General features: G+C 64.2%; 14 protein-coding genes. 3 read left to right on the plus strand and 11 right to left on the minus strand.

What is annotated here, in order from left to right:
* Positions 1-69: 69 nt before the first annotated feature.
* Both queF and ACPPVV_RS01705 read right to left on the minus strand, forming a co-directional pair.
* Positions 70-897, minus strand: a complete 828-nt coding sequence (gene queF / locus ACPPVV_RS01700; RefSeq protein ID WP_426701755.1) for an NADPH-dependent 7-cyano-7-deazaguanine reductase QueF — start codon at positions 895-897, stop codon at positions 70-72.
* A gap of 97 nt (positions 898-994) precedes the next feature.
* The gene (locus tag ACPPVV_RS01705) at positions 995-2002 is read right to left on the minus strand and encodes an aldo/keto reductase (RefSeq protein ID WP_426701756.1); all 1008 of its coding nucleotides are present in this window, start codon (positions 2000-2002) and stop codon (positions 995-997) included.
* A 105-nt stretch (positions 2003-2107) separates the two neighbouring features.
* Between ACPPVV_RS01705 and ACPPVV_RS01710 the strand changes: the two genes are divergently transcribed.
* Positions 2108-3007 carry a LysR substrate-binding domain-containing protein gene (locus ACPPVV_RS01710; protein ID WP_426701757.1) on the plus strand — a complete coding sequence of 300 codons (900 nt, stop codon included), beginning with the start codon at positions 2108-2110 and terminating at the stop codon, positions 3005-3007.
* A 70-nt stretch (positions 3008-3077) separates the two neighbouring features.
* Here ACPPVV_RS01710 and ACPPVV_RS01715 read toward each other — a convergent pair whose 3' ends face one another.
* Complete coding sequence (locus ACPPVV_RS01715; RefSeq protein ID WP_426701758.1) at positions 3078-3830, minus strand: glutathione S-transferase family protein; 753 nt, start codon at positions 3828-3830, stop codon at positions 3078-3080.
* An 80-nt stretch (positions 3831-3910) separates the two neighbouring features.
* The gene (locus ACPPVV_RS01720) at positions 3911-4132 is read right to left on the minus strand and encodes a hypothetical protein (protein WP_426701759.1); all 222 of its coding nucleotides are present in this window, start codon (positions 4130-4132) and stop codon (positions 3911-3913) included.
* 27 nt (positions 4133-4159) lie between these two features.
* Between ACPPVV_RS01720 and ACPPVV_RS01725 the strand changes: the two genes are divergently transcribed.
* The gene (locus ACPPVV_RS01725; protein ID WP_426701760.1) at positions 4160-4537 is read left to right on the plus strand and encodes a hypothetical protein; all 378 of its coding nucleotides are present in this window, start codon (positions 4160-4162) and stop codon (positions 4535-4537) included.
* A 76-nt stretch (positions 4538-4613) separates the two neighbouring features.
* Here the strand turns inward: ACPPVV_RS01725 and ACPPVV_RS01730 are convergent, their stop codons facing one another.
* A complete protein-coding gene (locus ACPPVV_RS01730; RefSeq protein ID WP_426701761.1) occupies positions 4614-5006 on the minus strand; it encodes an acyl-CoA thioesterase in 393 nt (130 codons plus the stop codon).
* A gap of 165 nt (positions 5007-5171) precedes the next feature.
* Here ACPPVV_RS01730 and ACPPVV_RS01735 point away from each other — a divergent pair, with 165 nt between their 5' ends.
* Positions 5172-7526 carry a DPP IV N-terminal domain-containing protein gene (locus ACPPVV_RS01735; RefSeq protein WP_426701762.1) on the plus strand — a complete coding sequence of 785 codons (2355 nt, stop codon included), beginning with the start codon at positions 5172-5174 and terminating at the stop codon, positions 7524-7526.
* 150 nt (positions 7527-7676) lie between these two features.
* Here ACPPVV_RS01735 and ACPPVV_RS01740 read toward each other — a convergent pair whose 3' ends face one another.
* From ACPPVV_RS01740 to ACPPVV_RS01765, 6 genes are all read right to left on the minus strand, one after another.
* Positions 7677-9527, minus strand: coding sequence for a M56 family metallopeptidase (locus ACPPVV_RS01740; RefSeq protein ID WP_426701763.1), 1851 nt, complete (start codon positions 9525-9527; stop codon positions 7677-7679).
* A 1-nt stretch (position 9528) separates the two neighbouring features.
* Positions 9529-9915, minus strand: coding sequence for a BlaI/MecI/CopY family transcriptional regulator (locus ACPPVV_RS01745; RefSeq protein ID WP_426701764.1), 387 nt, complete (start codon positions 9913-9915; stop codon positions 9529-9531).
* Positions 9916-10073: 158 nt separating this feature from the next.
* On the minus strand, positions 10074-13319 hold the full coding sequence (locus tag ACPPVV_RS01750) for a TonB-dependent receptor (RefSeq protein ID WP_426701765.1): 3246 nt from the start codon (positions 13317-13319) through the stop codon (positions 10074-10076).
* A gap of 224 nt (positions 13320-13543) precedes the next feature.
* Positions 13544-14569, minus strand: coding sequence for a ribonucleotide-diphosphate reductase subunit beta (locus tag ACPPVV_RS01755; protein ID WP_426701766.1), 1026 nt, complete (start codon positions 14567-14569; stop codon positions 13544-13546).
* Between the two features lie 15 nt (positions 14570-14584).
* Entirely contained in the window at positions 14585-14809 is a 225-nt protein-coding gene (locus ACPPVV_RS01760) for a hypothetical protein (RefSeq protein WP_426701767.1), read from the minus strand.
* A 17-nt stretch (positions 14810-14826) separates the two neighbouring features.
* The gene (locus tag ACPPVV_RS01765; protein WP_426701768.1) at positions 14827-17289 is read right to left on the minus strand and encodes a ribonucleoside-diphosphate reductase subunit alpha; all 2463 of its coding nucleotides are present in this window, start codon (positions 17287-17289) and stop codon (positions 14827-14829) included.
* Between the last annotated feature and the right edge of the window lie 73 nt (positions 17290-17362).

Raw genomic sequence — 17362 nt, forward strand, 5'->3', positions numbered from 1 at the left:
AAGCGCCGATTACCGATGGAAACCGCCGTACTTGAACTTTCACGCGCCGATGACCAGCCGGAGCGACGGTTATTGGCGAACCGTGCGTGGGTTGGCGGGCGTGGCCGGCGTGCTGCTGCGGAACGGATTGATGTCCAGGCCGCCGCGGCGGGTGTAGCGCGCGTACACGCTGAGCCGCTGCGGCGCGCAACGCTGCGTCAGGTCGACGAAGATGCGTTCCACGCACTGCTCGTGGAATTCGTTGTGGGTGCGGAACGAAACCAGGTAGCGCAACAGACCGGCGTGGTCGATCGGCGCGCCGCGGTAGGCGATCTGCACGCTGCCCCAGTCGGGCTGGCCGGTGACCGGGCAGTTCGAGCGCAGCAGGTGCGAAACCACGGTTTCTTCCACGGGTGTGGTGGAGCTCATACCGGCCTGCAGAAAATCGGCCTGCGGCGGCCCGTAGTGGTCGATGTCGATGTCCTGGCTGTCGAGCAGTTGGCCGTCCAGATCGACAACGGGGAAAGCGGTGCCATGCGCCGGGCCGAGCTGCACGTTGACCACGGCGCCGGCAGCGGCGGACAGGTCGTGCATCAGGGTCGTGGTGAGTGTGGCCGCATCGGCGATGCGCTCCTGCGCGAAACCGTTCAAGTACAACTTGAACGACTTCGATTCGATGATGTTCGGTGACGCCGCCGGCACGTGGAACTCGGCCAGCGCCACCTGCGGTTTGCCGCGCAGGTCGAGCCACGACAACTCGTAGGCATTCCAGATGTCCACGCCATGGAAAGGCAACGGTTCGGCCACGCCGATTTCCGCGCGCTTGTCGGCACGCGGAATCGGAAACAGCAGGCTCGGGTTGTAGCGGTCGGCGTAGATGGTGTCCTTGCCGAGCGGGGAGTGTTCGGGGGTGCTCATGCGGTGAAGTTTAACGCGTCCTTCGAGATCCCTCGAAACCGGCGGGCGATGCTTCTGGAAGAGCATCGCCCGCGGGAGGCTTCCAGGACGCTGCGATTTACACGTTCACCATGTGCATCATCGCATCGGCGTAGCGGTTGCCGGCAGCGGCGTCCGCTGGGAACACCGCATCGATCGACGCGAGCTCGGCCTTGCTCAGCTGTACCTCGAGTGCGCCGAGATTCTCGTCCAGCCGCGTGCGCTTGCGGGTTCCGGGAATCGCCAGCACGTCGTCACCCTGCGCCAGTACCCAGGCCAGTGCGAGCTGCGCGGGTGAGCAGCCCTTTTCGGCGGCGATCGACTTCACCTGTTCGACCAGCGCCAGGTTGCGCGCGAAATTGTCGCCCATGAAACGCGGGCTGCCGCGGCGGTAATCGTCGGCGTCGAAATCGTCCGGCGAACGGATGGCGCCGGTGAGGAAGCCGCGACCCAGCGGCGAGTAGGCGACCAGGCTGACGCCGAGCTTGCGGCAGGCGTCGAGCATGCCGTTGGTTTGTGGGTCACGCGTCCACAACGAGAATTCACTTTGCAGCGCGGCGATCGGATGCACCTTGCATGCGCGTTCCAGCGTGGCGCCGGAGGCCTCGCTCAAACCGAGGTAGCGCACCTTGCCTGCGGCGACCAGTTCGGCCATCGCGCCGACGGTGTCCTCGATGGGCACGGTCGGATCGACGCGGTGCTGGTAGTACAGGTCGATGGTGTCGATGCCGAGCCGCTTGAGGCTGGCATCGCACGCGGCGTGCACGTATTCCGGGCGGCCGTTGACGCCGCGTGCCTTGGGGTCGTTCGGATCGCGCACGATGCCGAACTTGGTGGCGATGAAAGCCTCCCCGCGACGCCCCTTGATCGCCCTGCCGACCAGCTCCTCGTTGGTGTACGGGCCGTACATGTCGGCGGTGTCGAGGAGGTTGAGGCCGCGATCCAGCGCATGGTGGATGGTGGCGATCGACTCGACATCATCGTGCGCGCCGTAAAACGCGCTCATGCCCATGCAGCCGAGGCCGAGGGCGGAAACCTGGGGGCCCGGTTTTCCGAGGGGATCTTTGCCGAGGGTGCGGGTCTGCATGGGCGTAGCTCCGGTGGGTGAAGGTGCACGCATGGTGCATCGTGACGTCCATCGAATAAATGCTCAATAATGATCAACACCATTCAATTAGCGACAACAATCACGATGGACCGACTCGAAGCCATGCGGCTGTACACGCGGATTGTCGAACTGGGCAGTTTCACGGCTGCCGCGGACGATCGGAACCTGCCACGCGCCACCGTGACCCACGCGATCAAGCGACTGGAAGCGCGGCTCGGTGCCCAATTGCTGCAGCGGACCACCCGCCGCGTACGCACCACTCGCGACGGCGAAACCTACTACAGCCACTGCCTGCGGCTGCTGGCCGACGTGGACGAGGTCGAGACGGATTTCCGCGAGGCGTTGGTGCAGCCCAAGGGCCGCCTGCGCGTCGATCTTCCCGCTACGTTGGCACGGCTGCTGGTGATCCCCGCGTTGCGGGATTTCTTCGCGCGCTTCCCGCAGATCAAGCTGGACATCGGCACCGGTGACCGCTTCGTCGACCTAGTGCGCGAAGGGGTGGACTGCGTGCTGCGCATCGGCGAACTGGGTGATTCGGGCATGGTCGGGCGGCGCGTGGGGATGCTGGAGCAGGTGACGGTGGCCAGTGATGCCTACGTGCGCCGGCACGGCCTGCCGGCGTCGCTGGCCGCGCTGCAGGAGGGCCACCTGGCGGTGAACTGGGTATCGCCCACCACCCATCGCGCCGAACCGCTGGAGTTCGTCGTCGGCCGCAAGCGGCGCGAGATCGAGCTGCCCGGTTGCGTCAGCGTCAGCGGTGTCGATGCCTATCTGGGCTGTTGCGAGGCCGGCCTGGGCATCGCGCAGATGCCGATCTACCGCATTGCCGACGCGTTGAAGAGTGGCCAGTTGCACAAGATCCTGCCGGCATATCCACCACCGTCGCTGCCGATGACCGTGCTGTATCCGCAGCAGCGACAGATGCCGGCGCGGCTGCGCGTGTTCGTCGACTGGCTGGTGGAACTGACGGCAGCGCAGCGCTGAAGCCCGTTGTCGACGAACTTCAGGATTTGTGGTGTTCCTGTCCCCTCGTCGTGCTGCGGGAAAAAGGTAACTAGGACGCGCGCGGCGGCCCGGGTCGTGGTGCGCTGGTGCCCAGCGTGTCGCTGGTCAGCGGGGCGCCGGCGGTGATCAGGGCGCCGCGTTGTTCGGCCAGCGGCAGGCGCAGCATGCAGTCTTCGAAGCTGGCCAGCTTCTGGAATACCGGTAACGCCTGCACCTGAGCCACCAGCGCCGCACTGCGTGGCCAGCGCGTGGCGTCGATCGCGTAGCGCACGAACGAGGCGGTGCGAAAGAAGCTGGCGATGCTGATGTCGGCAATCGACAGCGCGCCGAAAATGAAGCCGCCATCCGGCAGCTGCTCTTCCAGATAGTCGAGGGCGGCGGGAATCTCCACTTCGCGCGCGTGCTGCACTGCCGCCTCATTCGGGGCTTCGCCGAAGATGTGGCGCTTGATCGCCAGCTGGTGGAACAGCCGCCAGATCAGCCCGTCGGCCAGCCGCGTATCGGCGTACTCCTCCAGCCAGCGCGCCCTGGCGCGGTCACCCAGGTCGCGCGGATAGAGCGCTGGCGTGGGGTGTTTCTCTTCCAGGTACTGGCAGATCACCGATGAATCGGTGAGTACCAGTTCATCGTCGATCAGCACCGGTATGCGACGCAGCGGGCTCAGCCGGGAAAATTCATCGTTACCGACGAAAGGGGCGATCGGATCGATCTCGTAGTCGAGCTCTTTCAGCTCCAGGCAGACCAGCACCTTGCGCACGTACGGCGAGATGTAGTTGCCGATGACTCTGAGATGCTGCGGCATGATCCACTCCAGGCTCCGGTGCCGGCAGCGTGCGATGGCCGTCGCGGCCGCGTCAAGCCCTGCATGTGGTCAGTACCGGGTCAGGCAGGAACGCCATCGGGCAAATGAAGGAGAAACCTGACTTGCCAGCAGGCATTCCCCTTCTTGTTCGACGGGGCCGAGTCCTTGAGTATCGCCGGAGTTCTGTTCATGCCGATTTGGATGGGCAAAGCTCTGGCACGGGGGATGCCCAAATTCTGCAAGGATTTGCGCTGGAAGCGCGGCTTGCGATGTGAGGTTTCCACCGTGGCGCGTCCGGTCATCGACCATTCCACAGGAGAAACCCTTCAATGAAGATCAAATCGTTCGTTCTCATGGCATCGCTGGTCGTTCTGGCCGGCCATGCGCCGGCAAGTTTCAGCACCGGATCCGATCCCGCAGGCAGCAGCGCGGAGGCAGCACCCGCTGCCGGCAGCAAGTTCTCCAAGATCCACGTGGGCATGTATTCCAAGGAAGTGATGGACCTGATCGGCCCGCCCACCGACCAGAAGTCCTATCAGACCGGCAAGGCGTGGATCCCTTTCCATTTCGGCGGCGACAACTACCGGGTGGAATTTCTCTATAAAGGCGAAGGCTCGCTTACTTTTTCCGGTGGCGGCATAGGCAGCAGCGCGATGAAACTGATCAAGGTCACCCCCAATCCGAGCGAATCCGGATACGTCCACTAAAGCTCGCCGTACGGCACCCAGAACGGCTGTCCAGCAGCACGGATACCGGCTCGGCCGTTTCGCCGAGCCGGGCCTGTCAGTCGGACGATTCCGGCAACGCGGGAATCGTCGTGGGCGAACCGTTGGAATCCAGCGCGATCATCACGAAGCGGCCGGTGGTGCAGATGCGTCGATCGCCGCTGAGCGGGTCTTCGGCGGTCATTTCCACCTCGACGTGCATCGAGCTGCGGCCGACCTTGACCACGCGGGCGACCAGCTCCACCAGCTGCCCGGTGCGCACCGGTACCCGGAAATTCACTTCCTCCGACCGCGCGGTGACCACGGTGCGCCGCGCATAGCGCGAGGCGACGATGAAGGCCGCCTTGTCCATCCACGCCAGCGCCTGGCCGCCGAACAGCGTGCCCAGGTGGTTGGTGTGGTCAGGGAAAACCATCTCCAGCAGGCGGGCTTCGATCGGGGCAGTCGACATGGGGACCTCGGCATGGGCACGGGTGGACCAGTGTAGTTCGTTCACCGATCCGCATAGACCTTTGGCACTGAGCGTCCGCTGCGGTATCGCGCTAGCATCGGCCGGTTCGGCGTGGGCGCGGCCAGCGGGCCCCCGCCATGTCATCCGGACTTCGTGGAGGAATACATGCATTCGATGATCAGCAAATCGCGCCTGTTCGGTGCGGTGGTAATGGGGTTGCTGTCGGCGGGCGTCGCCGCGCAAGGTCGTACGTTGAGCGCAGACGATTACGCCCGGGCGGAACGCTTCATGGTCTACAACACGGCGCCGCTGGTCGACCATGCCGTGCAGCGCGTGGCATGGCTGGACGACGGCCACTTCTGGTACCGCGACCACGACAGCACGGGTGACCACTTCTTGCGGATGGATGCGGCCAGCGGCAAGGCCGAGCCGCTGTTCGACCAGGTCAAGCTGGCCGCCGCGCTGGGCAAGGTCACCGGCAAGCCGGTCGACGCGAAAAAACTTCCGGTCACCGATTACGAGCTGAAGCCGGACGGCCGACTGGATATCGCCGTGCGCAACGCGCATTACCTGTGCGATCTGCAGTCGGCAGGCACCTGCGTCGCCGACAAGGGTGCCAAGGCGCATGACAAGTCCGCCAAGTCGGCTACCGGCGACGAGCCGGGCGTGCTGTCGCCGGACAAAAAGAGCGAGGCATTCATCCGCGACTGGAATTTGTGGCTGCGCGACGCTGCCACCGGCCAGGAGACCCGGCTCACCACCGACGGCGTGGAGAACTTCGGCTACGCGACGGACAACGCGGGCTGGAAACACACCGACAACGCGATTCTGGTGTGGTCGCCGGATTCGAAGCAGATCGCCACGTTCCAGCAGGACCAGCGCAAGACCGGCGACATGTACACGATCACCACCAACGTCGGCCACCCGAAGCTGGAGGCGTGGAAGTACCCACTGGTCGGCGACAAGGATGTGACGATGATCGAGCGCGTCATCATCGACGTGCCGACGCACAAGGTGGTGCGCCTGAAGATGCCGGCGGACCAGCATCGCTCGACCCTCTGCGACGACGTCAGCTGCGGTCCCGACGGCGGCTGGGATGACGTGAAGTGGGCGCCGGACGGCAAGACGCTGGCGTTCGTGTCGACCTCGCGCGACCACAAGCATGAATGGTTCCGCATCGCCGATGCCTCGACCGGCGCGGTGCGCACGGTGTTCGATGAAAGCGCCAAGACCTACTACGAGAGCGGCAACGGCCAGGTCAACTGGTTCTATCTGCCCGAAACCCACGAAGCGATCTGGTTCTCCGAGCGCACCAATTGGGGTCAGCTCTACCTGTACGACCTCACCAGCGGCAAGCTCAAGCACGCCATCACCACCGGCGACGGCAACGTCACCGAGGTGCTGAAGGTGGATCCGAAGACGCGCACGCTGTGGTTCCGCGGCGTCGGTCGCGAGCACGGCGTGAATCCCTACTATCAGCAGTTCTACAAGGTCAGTCTCGATGGCGGCAAGCCGACCCTGCTGACCCCGGAGCCGGCTGACCACACGGTGGCTCTGTCGCCGGATGGACGTCTGTTCGTCGACGCCTATTCCACCCCGACGGTGCCGCCGGTGACGGTGTTGCGCAGCTCGCAGGATGGCCACATTGCGGCCCAGGTGGCCAAGGCCGACATCAGCCGGCTGGTCGCCAGTGGCTGGGTCGCACCGACGCCGGTCATGGTGAAAGCGCGCGACGGCAAGACCGACCTCTACGGCATGCTGTTCAAGCCGACGAATTTCGATCCGTCGAAGAAATATCCGATCATCGACTACGTCTACCCCGGTCCGCAGACCGGCTCGGTACGCGGGCGCAGCTTTCTGCCCTCGCGCGGTGACAACCAGTCGCTGGCCGAACTTGGTTTCATCGTCGTCGCGATCGACGGCATGGGTACGCCGTGGCGCTCGAAAGCCTTTCACGATGCCTACTTCGGCAATATCGGCGACAACACGTTGCCGGACCAGATCGCCGGCATGAAGGAACTCGCCAAACGCTACCCGTGGATCGACATCGATCGCGTCGGCATCTGGGGCCATTCCGGTGGCGGCAACACCACCGCCGATGCGATGTTCCGTTACCCGGATTTCTTCAAGGTCGGCTGGGCCGAAAGTGGCAATCACGACAACCGCAACTATGAGGACGACTGGGCCGAGAAGTGGCAGGGCCTGCTAGTGACGCACAAGGACGGCAGCACCAACTACGACGACCAGGCCAACCAGCGCATGGCGAAGAACCTCAAGGGCCACCTGATGCTCACCCACGGCACCATGGACGACAACGTACCGACCTCGAGCACCTTGCTGGTGGTCGATGCGTTGATCAAGGCCAACAAGGATTTCGACATGTTGCTGATTCCCAACGCGCATCACGGCTACGGCAAGGCCACGCCGTATGTGACGCGCCGTCGCTGGGATTACTTCGTGCACAACCTCGCCGGCAATGCGCCGCCGCAGGAATACGCGATGAAGGTGCCGAAGGACTGAGGTTCTCCTGCTCTTCCACGCAAGAGCGGGCGTGCTGCAAATTCAGTGCGTGGCACAGGAATCGGATTCGTCCGATTCCACGGTCATCCTCAAGGGCGCGATAAAAAATGCCCGGTCCGGCGTCACCAGCCGACCGGGCAATTCCGCTCGTCAGCGGTTGATGGTCTGCGCGGCGCCCTTGGCCAGCGCTTCGTCGAGCAGTTTTCCGATCTGCTGGTTGGCCTGTGTGGTGGCCTGTTCCTGGCGCTTGCCGAGTGCGTCCTGCTTTGCACTCAGTGCGTCCTGTTGCTTGCCCAGCACATCCTGCTGTTGACCGAGTGCATCCTGTTGTCGGCCGAGTTCGTCTTCTCGCGTCTGCAGCGCGGCCTGCCTGGCATCGAGTTCCGCCTGATGCTTGTCGTTGTCGGCCTGGCCGCTCAGTGCGGCTTGTTCAGCGGCGAGCTGCGCCTGCTGACCAGCGAGCTGTGCCTGCTGTGATCCCAGCGCACCCTGGCGTGCACCGAGGCCGCCCTGCAGGCCACCGAGACGCCCCTGTTCGCCGCCAAGTGTGCCCTGTTGCTTGCCGAGCGCGGTCACCGGGGCATAGATCGCCTTGGCGCGCTGGATGTAGCTCGCGTCACGAACCAGATAGGCCTTGTCGCCGCGGCGGAACCACAGCATCGGCGTGTTGGTCTTGCGCAGTTGATCCACGGTCCTGAGATCATTCTCCGAGCCGCTGATGGTGACCGCATCACGATCGATCAGGGCGAAGCCGTTGCGGGCATTCGCATAGGTATCAATGTCGACATGGTTTGCCGAAAAGCTGCCGCCATGATGCGGCGGGGGCGGGGGCGGAGGTAGACCGGGTGGCGCCGGCGGTGCGGGGGGAGCTGGCGGTGGCAGAACGGGTGGCGCCGGCGGTGCCGGGGGAGCTGGCGGTGGTGGTGCGGGCACGTTGGCGGTGGTGTGCGTCGCGGCCGCGGTTTGTGGTGCGCTTGCCGTGACGCGATAAGGCAACACGCCGGCCAGCACGATCAGGATGACCAGTGGCCATCCGCGCACGCGCCGACGAGACAGGGTGTCGATTTGTTGCAACATGGTCAGTCGCCTCTTCAGGTTATGGAACGATGGCGAAGCTCCGGCCAGGCCGGAGTGCACGGGATGGGCAATGCCCAGGCGCAGCAGCAGGTGGCCGTAGGCCTGCGGCATCGTGCCGGTCTGCTCGAGTACCTGCGCATCGCAGGCGGCTTCGCGGCTCAGCGCGTACTCGCGCACCGCCCACGCCACCAGCGGGTGGAAAAAGAACAGTCGCTGCGCAATGGCCGGTATCCAGCCCAGCCACAGATCGCCTCGGCGCAGGTGCGCCAGCTCGTGGGCCATTGCCATCGCCGATTCGCTCAGGCTCAGCCGTCGGTCGGCCGGCAGCAACACGGTCGTGCGCCACATGCCGGTGACTTGCGGTGAACTGATTTCGGCGGAAACACGCAGTTCCGGTAGACGGCGCAGGCCCAGCTTGCGCACCTGTTCCGCGCCCATGGCCCGCAGTGATTCATCCTGCAGCGGCCGCGAGTCGCGCAGCACGCGGCGTGCATTTCGCCACTGTCTGCCGGCGATGGACAGCTGCATGAGCAAGGCCGTCAGCCACAGCGAGACCAGGATCAGCCGCCAGTGCGCGTACCACGACGTTGTCGGCGCGATCGCCGCATGTCGGTCACCGGGCATTGTCCGGATCGTCGGCATGTCGCGGGCGGGGGTTGCAGCCGGCAGCGCGGAACGGATCTGCACGACGGTCACGTGCTGCGCCGCTGGCGGCCACACCCGCAATTGCAGCGGCGTACTCCAGCACAGGCCAAGGATCAGCTGCAGGCCGACCAGCCACCACAACGTACAGTGCAGCGCAGCGGACAGCTGCGGCAGCAGGCGACAGACCAGCCACACGACGCCGATCAGCAACACGGCCTGGGCCGACGTCCAGGCCAGCCGGGCCAGCAAGGTGTCGAACAGCAGATTCAGCGTGTCCATTTCACGACTCCTTGCGTCGGGTCTGCAACTGCGCCACCAGCGCCTCGAGTTCGGCCAGTTCCGTCGCGCTGACCTCGGCGTGCTCCGACATCCAGGCAACAAACGGCGAGACCGAGCCGCTCAGCGTCTTTTCGACGAAACTGCCTACCGCGCTGCGCATCGCTTCGCCGGGTTTGGTCGCCGTGCTGTAGCGGAACATGCCCTTGAGCTGACGGCGTTTCAGATAGCCCTTGCCGCGCAGGCGCTCCATCATGGTCAGCACCGTGGAACGGGCCAGCCCGCGCGGTTCGCCGTAACCGGCCGCCACTTCGCCCACCGACGCGCTGCCGCAATCGTCGAGGTAATGCAGCAAGGCCAGTTCCTGATCGCCGATGGATGGTTTTTGCATGGTCGCGGCACGCGGTGACTACAGATGTAGTCAACTTACGCCGTGACTACACCTGTAGTCAATAGGCTGCATGAAACGCATTGCAGCAAGGGGTAGCATGAAAAAGCCGGCGCCCGAGGGCGCCGGCTTTTTGCAGTCAGTCCTTCGCGGTCAATCCGTCAGAACGAATAGCGCAGTGTCAGCATGGCCGACCAGCGCGAAACCACCCGGCTGGGATCGTAAAAGCCGCCGTCGTATACCTGCAGCTGCTGCGGCTGGTAATTGCCGTTCTTGTCGGTGGGCAGCGAGTAGACGTATTGGCCTTGCGCGTTCACGCCGGCATAGCTGGCCAGCGTGCGGGTCGGGTAGATGCCGGTGTTGCTCACCGTGCCCAGGTTCTTGTTGATCAGGTTGAGGAAGTTGTACACGTCCAGCCGCAACTCGCCCTTGTTGCCCTTGAAGATGCCAGGCAGTTCCTGCGAGAAACTCATGTCCAGAGTATTCGACCAGCCCGTGCGCGAGCCGTTGCGGCCGGCTATCTTGCCGCGATGGTCGCGCAGGTAACTGTCGCTGGCGAGGAAATCCTGGAACTGCTGGATCGTCTGCGCACTGGTGCCCGCGGCGTACGCCACCTTGGCGTCGTTGGCTGCGGGGATATACGCCGGATCCCAGCCGGCGATGCTGTCGCCGTTGGCATCGTTGCTGAACACCCAGGTGTATGGGTTGCCGGTGCGGCCGTTGTAGAACATCGATACCTGGGTACGGTAGTCGCCGAAGAAGTTGTGCTGCCAGGTCAACGAGGCCTTGAAGCTCTTGGCGATGCTGTAGTTCGAGGTTGCAGCGACATCGGCGTTCGGATTCAGCCGCGCCACGCGCTGGTAGCCGTTGTACGCGATGGTGTCGGTACCCGGGTCGACGTCGGTTGCGTGGTTGAAGGTCAGGCTGAGGTTGCCCGAGAAGCTGTCCGAGAACGGCTTGCTCAACGCCATCGTCAGACTGTCCGACTTGCCCTTGTGGGTGTTGGTGAGCAGGGTCGACGCCGTGCTGAAGGCGCGATTCTGGTTGGCCAGCGCATCGGCCGAGACCGGCGCTTCGCCGGGCGTCTTCCAGAACTGCTGGCGCCCGTCCGGCAAGGTGCCGGTGGGCGCGCCGAAGTTGATCGCCTGGTACAGGATGCCGTCGCGTACCTGGATATGCTCGTATTCGGCCGAGGCGATCAGGCCCCACCACGGCAGCTCACGATCGAGTGCCAGGCTGCCCTTCCACACCGTGGGCAAGTGGAAATTCTTGGCGATGGTGTCGATCGAACCGGCGCCGCCACCGGCGGGGATGTTCTGGTTGAACGGGTCCGGGTTGAACGGCGCGGTAGCCGGATCGAACGAGGTGTACGAGGTGAGGGTGACGCCGTTGTTCTGGAACGGGTTGGTCATCCACACCGTGGGCGGCGAGGTCTGGAACAGGCCGACGCCGCCACGCAGTTGCGTCTTGTATTCGCTGTCGAACGCATAGTTGAACGACAGGCGCGGTTCGACCACGCGGTTGCCGGAGCCCACCGTGTAGTTGTTCGGATAGCCGAACGCTTGCTCGAACCCGGCGTTGTAGGCGGGTTTGGTGCTGGAATGCGGGATGTCCACGCGCACGCCGTACTGCACCGACAGTTGGTCGTTGACCTGCCAGGTGTCCTGCAGGAATGGGCTGTACTGGCTGTAGGTCCACTTGCCGGCGATGTCCGCAAGCGTGTGGCCGGGGGCCGGGTGATACAGCACGTACTTGTTGTAGTTGCCGGCGATGAAGTTGTCGATGCCCCAGAAGTTGTATTGGCCGAACTCGGTCTGGCCGAACAGGTTGTTGATCTTGTTGCTCTGGTAGTCGATACCGCCCTTGATCGCATGGTCGCCGAGGTAATACGTGCCGGCGAGGAAGACACTGAGCTTCTTGGTGTCGATGTGGTTGTAGTGGCGGAACTGCTCCTCGCCGAGATTGATCGACGGACCCTTGCCGTCGGGCGACAGGTTCACGTTCACCGCGGGTTGCTGGTACGGCGCCGCGGTGTCCTGCACGTACTTCTGGAAGCCGACCTTCGCCTCGGTGGAGAAGTTGTCGGTCCAGTCGTCGAACACATGGGCAACGTAATTGTTGGTGGTGATCGTCTTGGTATAGGTGTAGCTGGTCAGGCCCACGCTGTTGGAGCTGTTGCCGCCGACGGCAGGCAGCAGTTCCTTGGTGTTCTGGTAGGTGAAGCTGGCACGGTGGTTGTCGCTGATGTTCCAGTCGATCTTGCCCAGGTAGCGCTTGTCGTCGTAGGTGAGTGCGCTGGAGCCGCCGAACACGCCCGGGGTGAGGCCGAGCTGCCTGGCCGCGTCGATCCCCTTCTGCAGGTCGCCCGGCGAAACCTTGTTGCTGGTCGATGCGCCGTTGCCCAGCGTGTCGTCCAGGCCGTTGGCTGAATCGGCGCCGATGCCGGTGGTCTTCTCATGCTCGGCGGAGACGAAGAAAAACAGCTTGTCCTTGATGATCGGGCCGCCCACGTTGAAGCCGCCGGTCCAGTCCTTGTCATAGCCGTTGTAGTGGTAACCCGGATTGCTCTTGGGCAGCCAGCCGGCATCGCCGACCAGGTGGTTGGCATTGCGGTAGGCGTAGTACACCGAGCCGTGGAACTGGTTGGTGCCCGACTTGGTCACTGCGTTGACATCGGCGCCCACCACATCGGAGCTGACGTCGAAGTTGGCGGTGGAGATGTTGTACTCGGCGATCGTCTCCGGCGAGATCGGTGCCTTCTGGTACGGCAGGCCGTTGGCATTGAGCCCGAACGGATCGCCTTGGGTGACGCCATCGACGCTGACGTTGTTGTAGCGGTTGTTCATGCCGTTGGCGGAGATCGCGCCCACGCCCTGGTCGAGCACGGTGATGCGCGGGTCGAGCCGGGCCACGTCATCGATCGAGCGGTTGCCCTGCGGCGTGGCCTGCAGCTGGCGCTGGGAAATATTGGTGGACAGCCCCTTGTTCTCCGAGGAGAAGGTCTGCGCCAGGGTCGTGGCATTCACGCTGACCGCGGCCAGGTTGCTGGCGTTCTGCGCACCGGCGCCCATGCTCAGGTTGATCGAGGAGGGTTGGCCCAGCTGCAGGTAGACATTGTCCTGCTCGACTCCCGCCATGCCTGCCTTGCTTGCGGTGATCTCGAACGGGCCACCCACGCGCAGGCCCTGCGCGGTGTAGCGGCCATCGTTGTCGGTGGTGACCTGCTTGGTGGTGCCGGACGGCTGATGCAGGATCGCCACCGTGGCGCCGGCGACCGGTTGGCCACTGGCATCGAGCACGCGTCCGTTGACGCCCGAGGTGGTGACGTTCTGCGCGATGAGGGGCGCGGATGCCAGCAATGAAGCAACGGCTAAGGGCAGAACTTTCATGCGTATCGGAGTGGCCATCGGAAATCCTTGTAGGTAAGCGTTGTCGAGACAGACTGTCGCGCCGAAACGACACGGGCACCGCCCGACGTGTTTCGGATTGCCGTTGGATTCCCCCTGGCCGCGACGACAGTTGGCCGTAGCCCGCCATCGTCGCGGAATACTAGTGCTTTTTCATGACGCCCCGATCGGGCCGTCGCAAAAGTGTGGCCCGGTTCCGCAACGGCCTGGCAGCAGCACCCACCTCAGAACGCCATGTCGAACGCCACCTCGCCCTGCACGCCGACCTGGTAGGCCGAGACGCGGCGCTCGAAGAAGTTGGCCAGCTCCTGCACGTCCTGCAGATCCATGAAGTCGAACGGATTCTTCGCCCCGTACTTCTTCGGCATGTCGAGCTGGGCGAAACGCTGGTCAGCGCAGTATTCGAGGTACTGGCGCATGTCTTTGACCGACATGCCGGCCACGCCGCCGGACAGCACGTCTTCGGCGAACTGCGTTTCGCAGGCGATCGCGTCTTCCATCATTTCCTCGACCTGCGCGCGCATGGCATCGTCGAACAGCTCCGGCTCCTGCGCACGCACGGTGCGCACCACCTCGAACGCGAACGCCATGTGCCCGCTTTCGTCGCGGAACACCCAGTTGGTGCCGGCGGCCAGGCCATGCAACAGGCCGCGCGAACGCAGGTAGTAGACGTAGGCGAACGCGGCGTAGAAGAACAGGCCTTCGATGCAGGCGGCGAAGCAGATCAGGTTGAGCAGGAACTGGCGCCGATGCTCGCGCGTCTCCAGCCGCTGCAGGCCCTGGATAGAGTCGATCCACTTGAAGCAGAACGCACCCTTTTGCTGGATCGACGGAATGGTTTCGAGCGCCGCGAACGCGCCGTTGCGCTCGGCCGGATCGGGGATATAGGTATCCAGCAGGGTGAGGTAGAACTGCACGTGCAGCGCTTCCTCGTACAATTGGCGCGACAGGTACATGCGCGCTTCCGGCGCATTGATGTGCTGGTACAGGTTCAGCACCAGGTTGTTCGACACGATGGTGTCGCCGGTGGCGAAAAACGCCACCAGTCGCTGGATCAGGTGACGGTCGGCAGGCGACATCTTGGTAGTGAGGTCGCGCGTGTCCATCGAGAAATCCACTTCCTCGACGGTCCAGGTGTTCTTGATCGCGTTGCGGTACATCTCGTAGAAGCCGGGGTAGCGCATCGGGCGCAAGGTGAGTTCGAAACCGGGATCGAGAATGTTGGCGTTGCGGGCGGGTTGGGCGGACATCGTTGTTCCTTGGATTCAAAGCTTGCGTGCATAGGCGTCGTGCACGAAGCGGCTGACATAGGTGGAGAGGCCCAGGCCGGCCTGGGCCAGCTGCTGCATGTTCGCGATGTGCTCGCGACCGGTGGCCTTGTCGGTGTATTCGTAGACATCGCCGTTGACGAAACGGATGCGGATGAAGCCGTCACCGCAGTCGTAGGCGGTGACGCCGGAGTGACCATCGAGATTCCGGTAACGCTTCATCGCGACACCTCATTTCGCTACTGGCAGGCCTCGCAATACTCCGGGTTCTCCAGTGAACAAAACACCGCGGCGGTGGCCTGGGCCTGGTCGGGGGCCGCCGAAACCGTGGTCTTGGCGATCTTCGTCGCCGGCCGCGAACGCAGGTAATACGTGGTCTTGATGCCGGCCTTCCATGCATACATGTACATCGAGCTCAGTTGGCCGATGTTCGGGTTCTCCATGAACAGGTTCAGCGACTGGCTCTGGTCGATATAGGCCCCGCGGGAAGCCGCCAGTTCGATCAGCGATTTCTGGGGCAGTTCCCACACCGTGCGGTAGATCTGGCGCAGGCGTTCGGGAATCGCGCTGATGCCCTGCACCGATCCTTCGGCAAGCTTGATCGCGTCACGGATGTCGGACGTCCACAAGCCCAGGTTCTTCAGTTCGTCGGCGAGATGACGGTTTACCTGCAGGAAGTCGCCGGAAAGCGTCTCGCGCTTGAACAGGTTGCTCACCTGCGGCTCGATGCATTCGTAACAGCCGGCGATCGAGGCGATGGTGGCGGTGGGGGCGATCGCGATCAGCAGCGAGTTGCGCAGGCCGTGCTGCCGGATCTTTTCGCGCAGGCCGTCCCAGCGTGCGCCGTCGTGCGGGACAGCTTGCGGCCAATAGTCGAACTGCAGCTCGCCGTTCACGGCGCGGCTCTCGGCGAAGCCGGGATGCGCGCCTTCGGCCTTGGCCAGGTCGCATGACTGCGACAGCGCGTTGAAATAGATTTCCTCGGCGATGCGGGTGGACAGCGCCAGCGCTTCGGCCGAGTCGAACGGCAGCCGCAGCTTGAAGAACACGTCCTGCAGGCCCATCACGCCCAGCCCCACCGGTCGCCACTTCATGTTCGCGGTACGCGCGGTGTCGATCGGATAGAAGTTGAGATCGATCACCCGGTTGAGCTGGCGCACTGCGGTGCGCACGGTGGAAGCGAGCTGGTCGAAGTCGAACGCGTGGCTGCCGTCGGCGGCGCGGGCGACGTGGCGTGCCAGGTTGACCGAGCCGAGGTTGCACACCGCCGTCTCGTTCGCCGAACTCACTTCCAGGATCTCGGTGCACAAGTTGGACAGGTGGATCACGTTGTCGGGGCTGGCCGTCTGGTTGGAGGTGGCGTTGCAGCGATCCTTGAACGTCATCCAGCCGTTGCCGGTCTGCGCCAGCGTGCGCATCATGCGGGCGTACAGCTCGCGCGCCTTCACGGTTTTCACCGCCAGGCCGCCGGCTTCGGCTTTGGCGTACGCAGCGTCGAACGTTTCGCCCCAGCTGTCGACCAGATGCGGCACCACCTTGGGATCGAACAGCGACCAGGCGCCGTCGCTCTCGACCCGGCGCATGAATTCGTCGGGGATCCAGTTGGCGATATTGAGGTTGTGCGCGCGGCGGGCATCGTCGCCGGTGTTGTCGCGCAGCTCGAGGAAATCCTCGATGTCGGCGTGCCACGATTCCAGGTAAACGCAGGCCGCGCCCTTGCGCTTGCCGCCCTGGTTCACCGCGGCGACCGAGGCATCCAGCGTCTTCAGCCACGGCAGCAGGCCGTTGGAATGGCCGTTGGTGCCCTTGATCAGCGATCCGCGCGAACGCACGCGCGAGTAGGCCAGACCGATGCCGCCGGCGAACTTGGACAGCTTGGCCACGTCGGCGTACTTGTCGTAGATCGACTCCAGCGAATCGACCGGCGAGTCGAGCAGGTAGCACGAGCTGAGCTGCTCATGCGCGGTGCCGGCGTTGAACAGGGTGGGCGAGCTGGCGATGTATTCCAGCGAGGACAGCAGCCGGTAGAGTTCGAGCGTCTCGGCGATCTCGTTGCCGCCCAGCGCACAGGCAATGCGCATGAAGAAATGCTGCGGCGTCTCGATCACGAAACGCTCTTGCGGATGGCGCAACAGATAGCGGTCGTACACCGTGCGCAGGCCGAAGTACTCGAAGCGGCGCGTGGCCAGCGTATCAATCGCGTCGTTGAGCTTGCGCGCATTGACGGCCACGAAATCGCGCAGGCGCTCGTTGAGGATACCCAGTTCGGCGCCGCGCGCGATCGACTGCGAGAAGCTCTGAATTTCCTGGCCGCTGACTTCCTTGTCGATATAAGCACCGAGCAGGCGCGCGGCGAGCTGGCCGTATTCGGGCTCTTCGGCGGTCAGTGCGGCCGCCGTTCGGATGGAGAGCTGATCGAGCTCTTGCGTGGTAGCGCCGTCGTACAGGCCGCCGATGGTTTTCAAGGCGACCCGCAGCGGATCGACGCCGTGCAGGCCTTCGGCGCTGCGCGTCACGGCGCGCACGATCTTGTTGACGTCGACGGTTTCCTGGCCGCCGTTGCGCTTGGTCACGTGCATCTGTGCCGGGCTGTGCGGCGGGGTCAGCGTGAACGCGGCATCGGCGGCAGGCGCTTCGCTGGCGGCGGGTGATTCGGCGCGCGCGACGGTGCGCTCGCGTTCGGCGGTATCGAGGGGTTGCATGGCTGGTGGCTCCCGGCATGGATATCAAACACCCGCTCCCGCGCGCAGGGCCTGATAGCGATGGATTCCGGAG

The sequence above is a fragment of the Rhodanobacter sp. Col0626 genome, from assembly GCF_049994385.1.
Classification (GTDB): Bacteria; Pseudomonadota; Gammaproteobacteria; order Xanthomonadales; family Rhodanobacteraceae; genus Rhodanobacter.

Bases quoted from the DNA above. Each gene is read 5' to 3' on its own strand.
- queF (WP_426701755.1), bottom strand. From the start codon at position 897: ATGAGCACCCCCGAACACTCCCCGCTCGGCAAGGACACCATCTACGCC.
- ACPPVV_RS01705 (WP_426701756.1), bottom strand. From the start codon at position 2,002: ATGCAGACCCGCACCCTCGGCAAAGATCCCCTCGGAAAACCGGGCCCC.
- ACPPVV_RS01710 (WP_426701757.1), top strand. From the start codon at position 2,108: ATGGACCGACTCGAAGCCATGCGGCTGTACACGCGGATTGTCGAACTG.
- ACPPVV_RS01715 (WP_426701758.1), bottom strand. From the start codon at position 3,830: ATGCCGCAGCATCTCAGAGTCATCGGCAACTACATCTCGCCGTACGTG.
- ACPPVV_RS01720 (WP_426701759.1), bottom strand. From the start codon at position 4,132: ATGACCGGACGCGCCACGGTGGAAACCTCACATCGCAAGCCGCGCTTC.
- ACPPVV_RS01725 (WP_426701760.1), top strand. From the start codon at position 4,160: ATGAAGATCAAATCGTTCGTTCTCATGGCATCGCTGGTCGTTCTGGCC.
- ACPPVV_RS01730 (WP_426701761.1), bottom strand. From the start codon at position 5,006: ATGTCGACTGCCCCGATCGAAGCCCGCCTGCTGGAGATGGTTTTCCCT.
- ACPPVV_RS01735 (WP_426701762.1), top strand. From the start codon at position 5,172: ATGCATTCGATGATCAGCAAATCGCGCCTGTTCGGTGCGGTGGTAATG.
- ACPPVV_RS01740 (WP_426701763.1), bottom strand. From the start codon at position 9,527: ATGGACACGCTGAATCTGCTGTTCGACACCTTGCTGGCCCGGCTGGCC.
- ACPPVV_RS01745 (WP_426701764.1), bottom strand. From the start codon at position 9,915: ATGCAAAAACCATCCATCGGCGATCAGGAACTGGCCTTGCTGCATTAC.
- ACPPVV_RS01750 (WP_426701765.1), bottom strand. From the start codon at position 13,319: ATGGCCACTCCGATACGCATGAAAGTTCTGCCCTTAGCCGTTGCTTCA.
- ACPPVV_RS01755 (WP_426701766.1), bottom strand. From the start codon at position 14,569: ATGTCCGCCCAACCCGCCCGCAACGCCAACATTCTCGATCCCGGTTTC.
- ACPPVV_RS01760 (WP_426701767.1), bottom strand. From the start codon at position 14,809: ATGAAGCGTTACCGGAATCTCGATGGTCACTCCGGCGTCACCGCCTAC.
- ACPPVV_RS01765 (WP_426701768.1), bottom strand. From the start codon at position 17,289: ATGCAACCCCTCGATACCGCCGAACGCGAGCGCACCGTCGCGCGCGCC.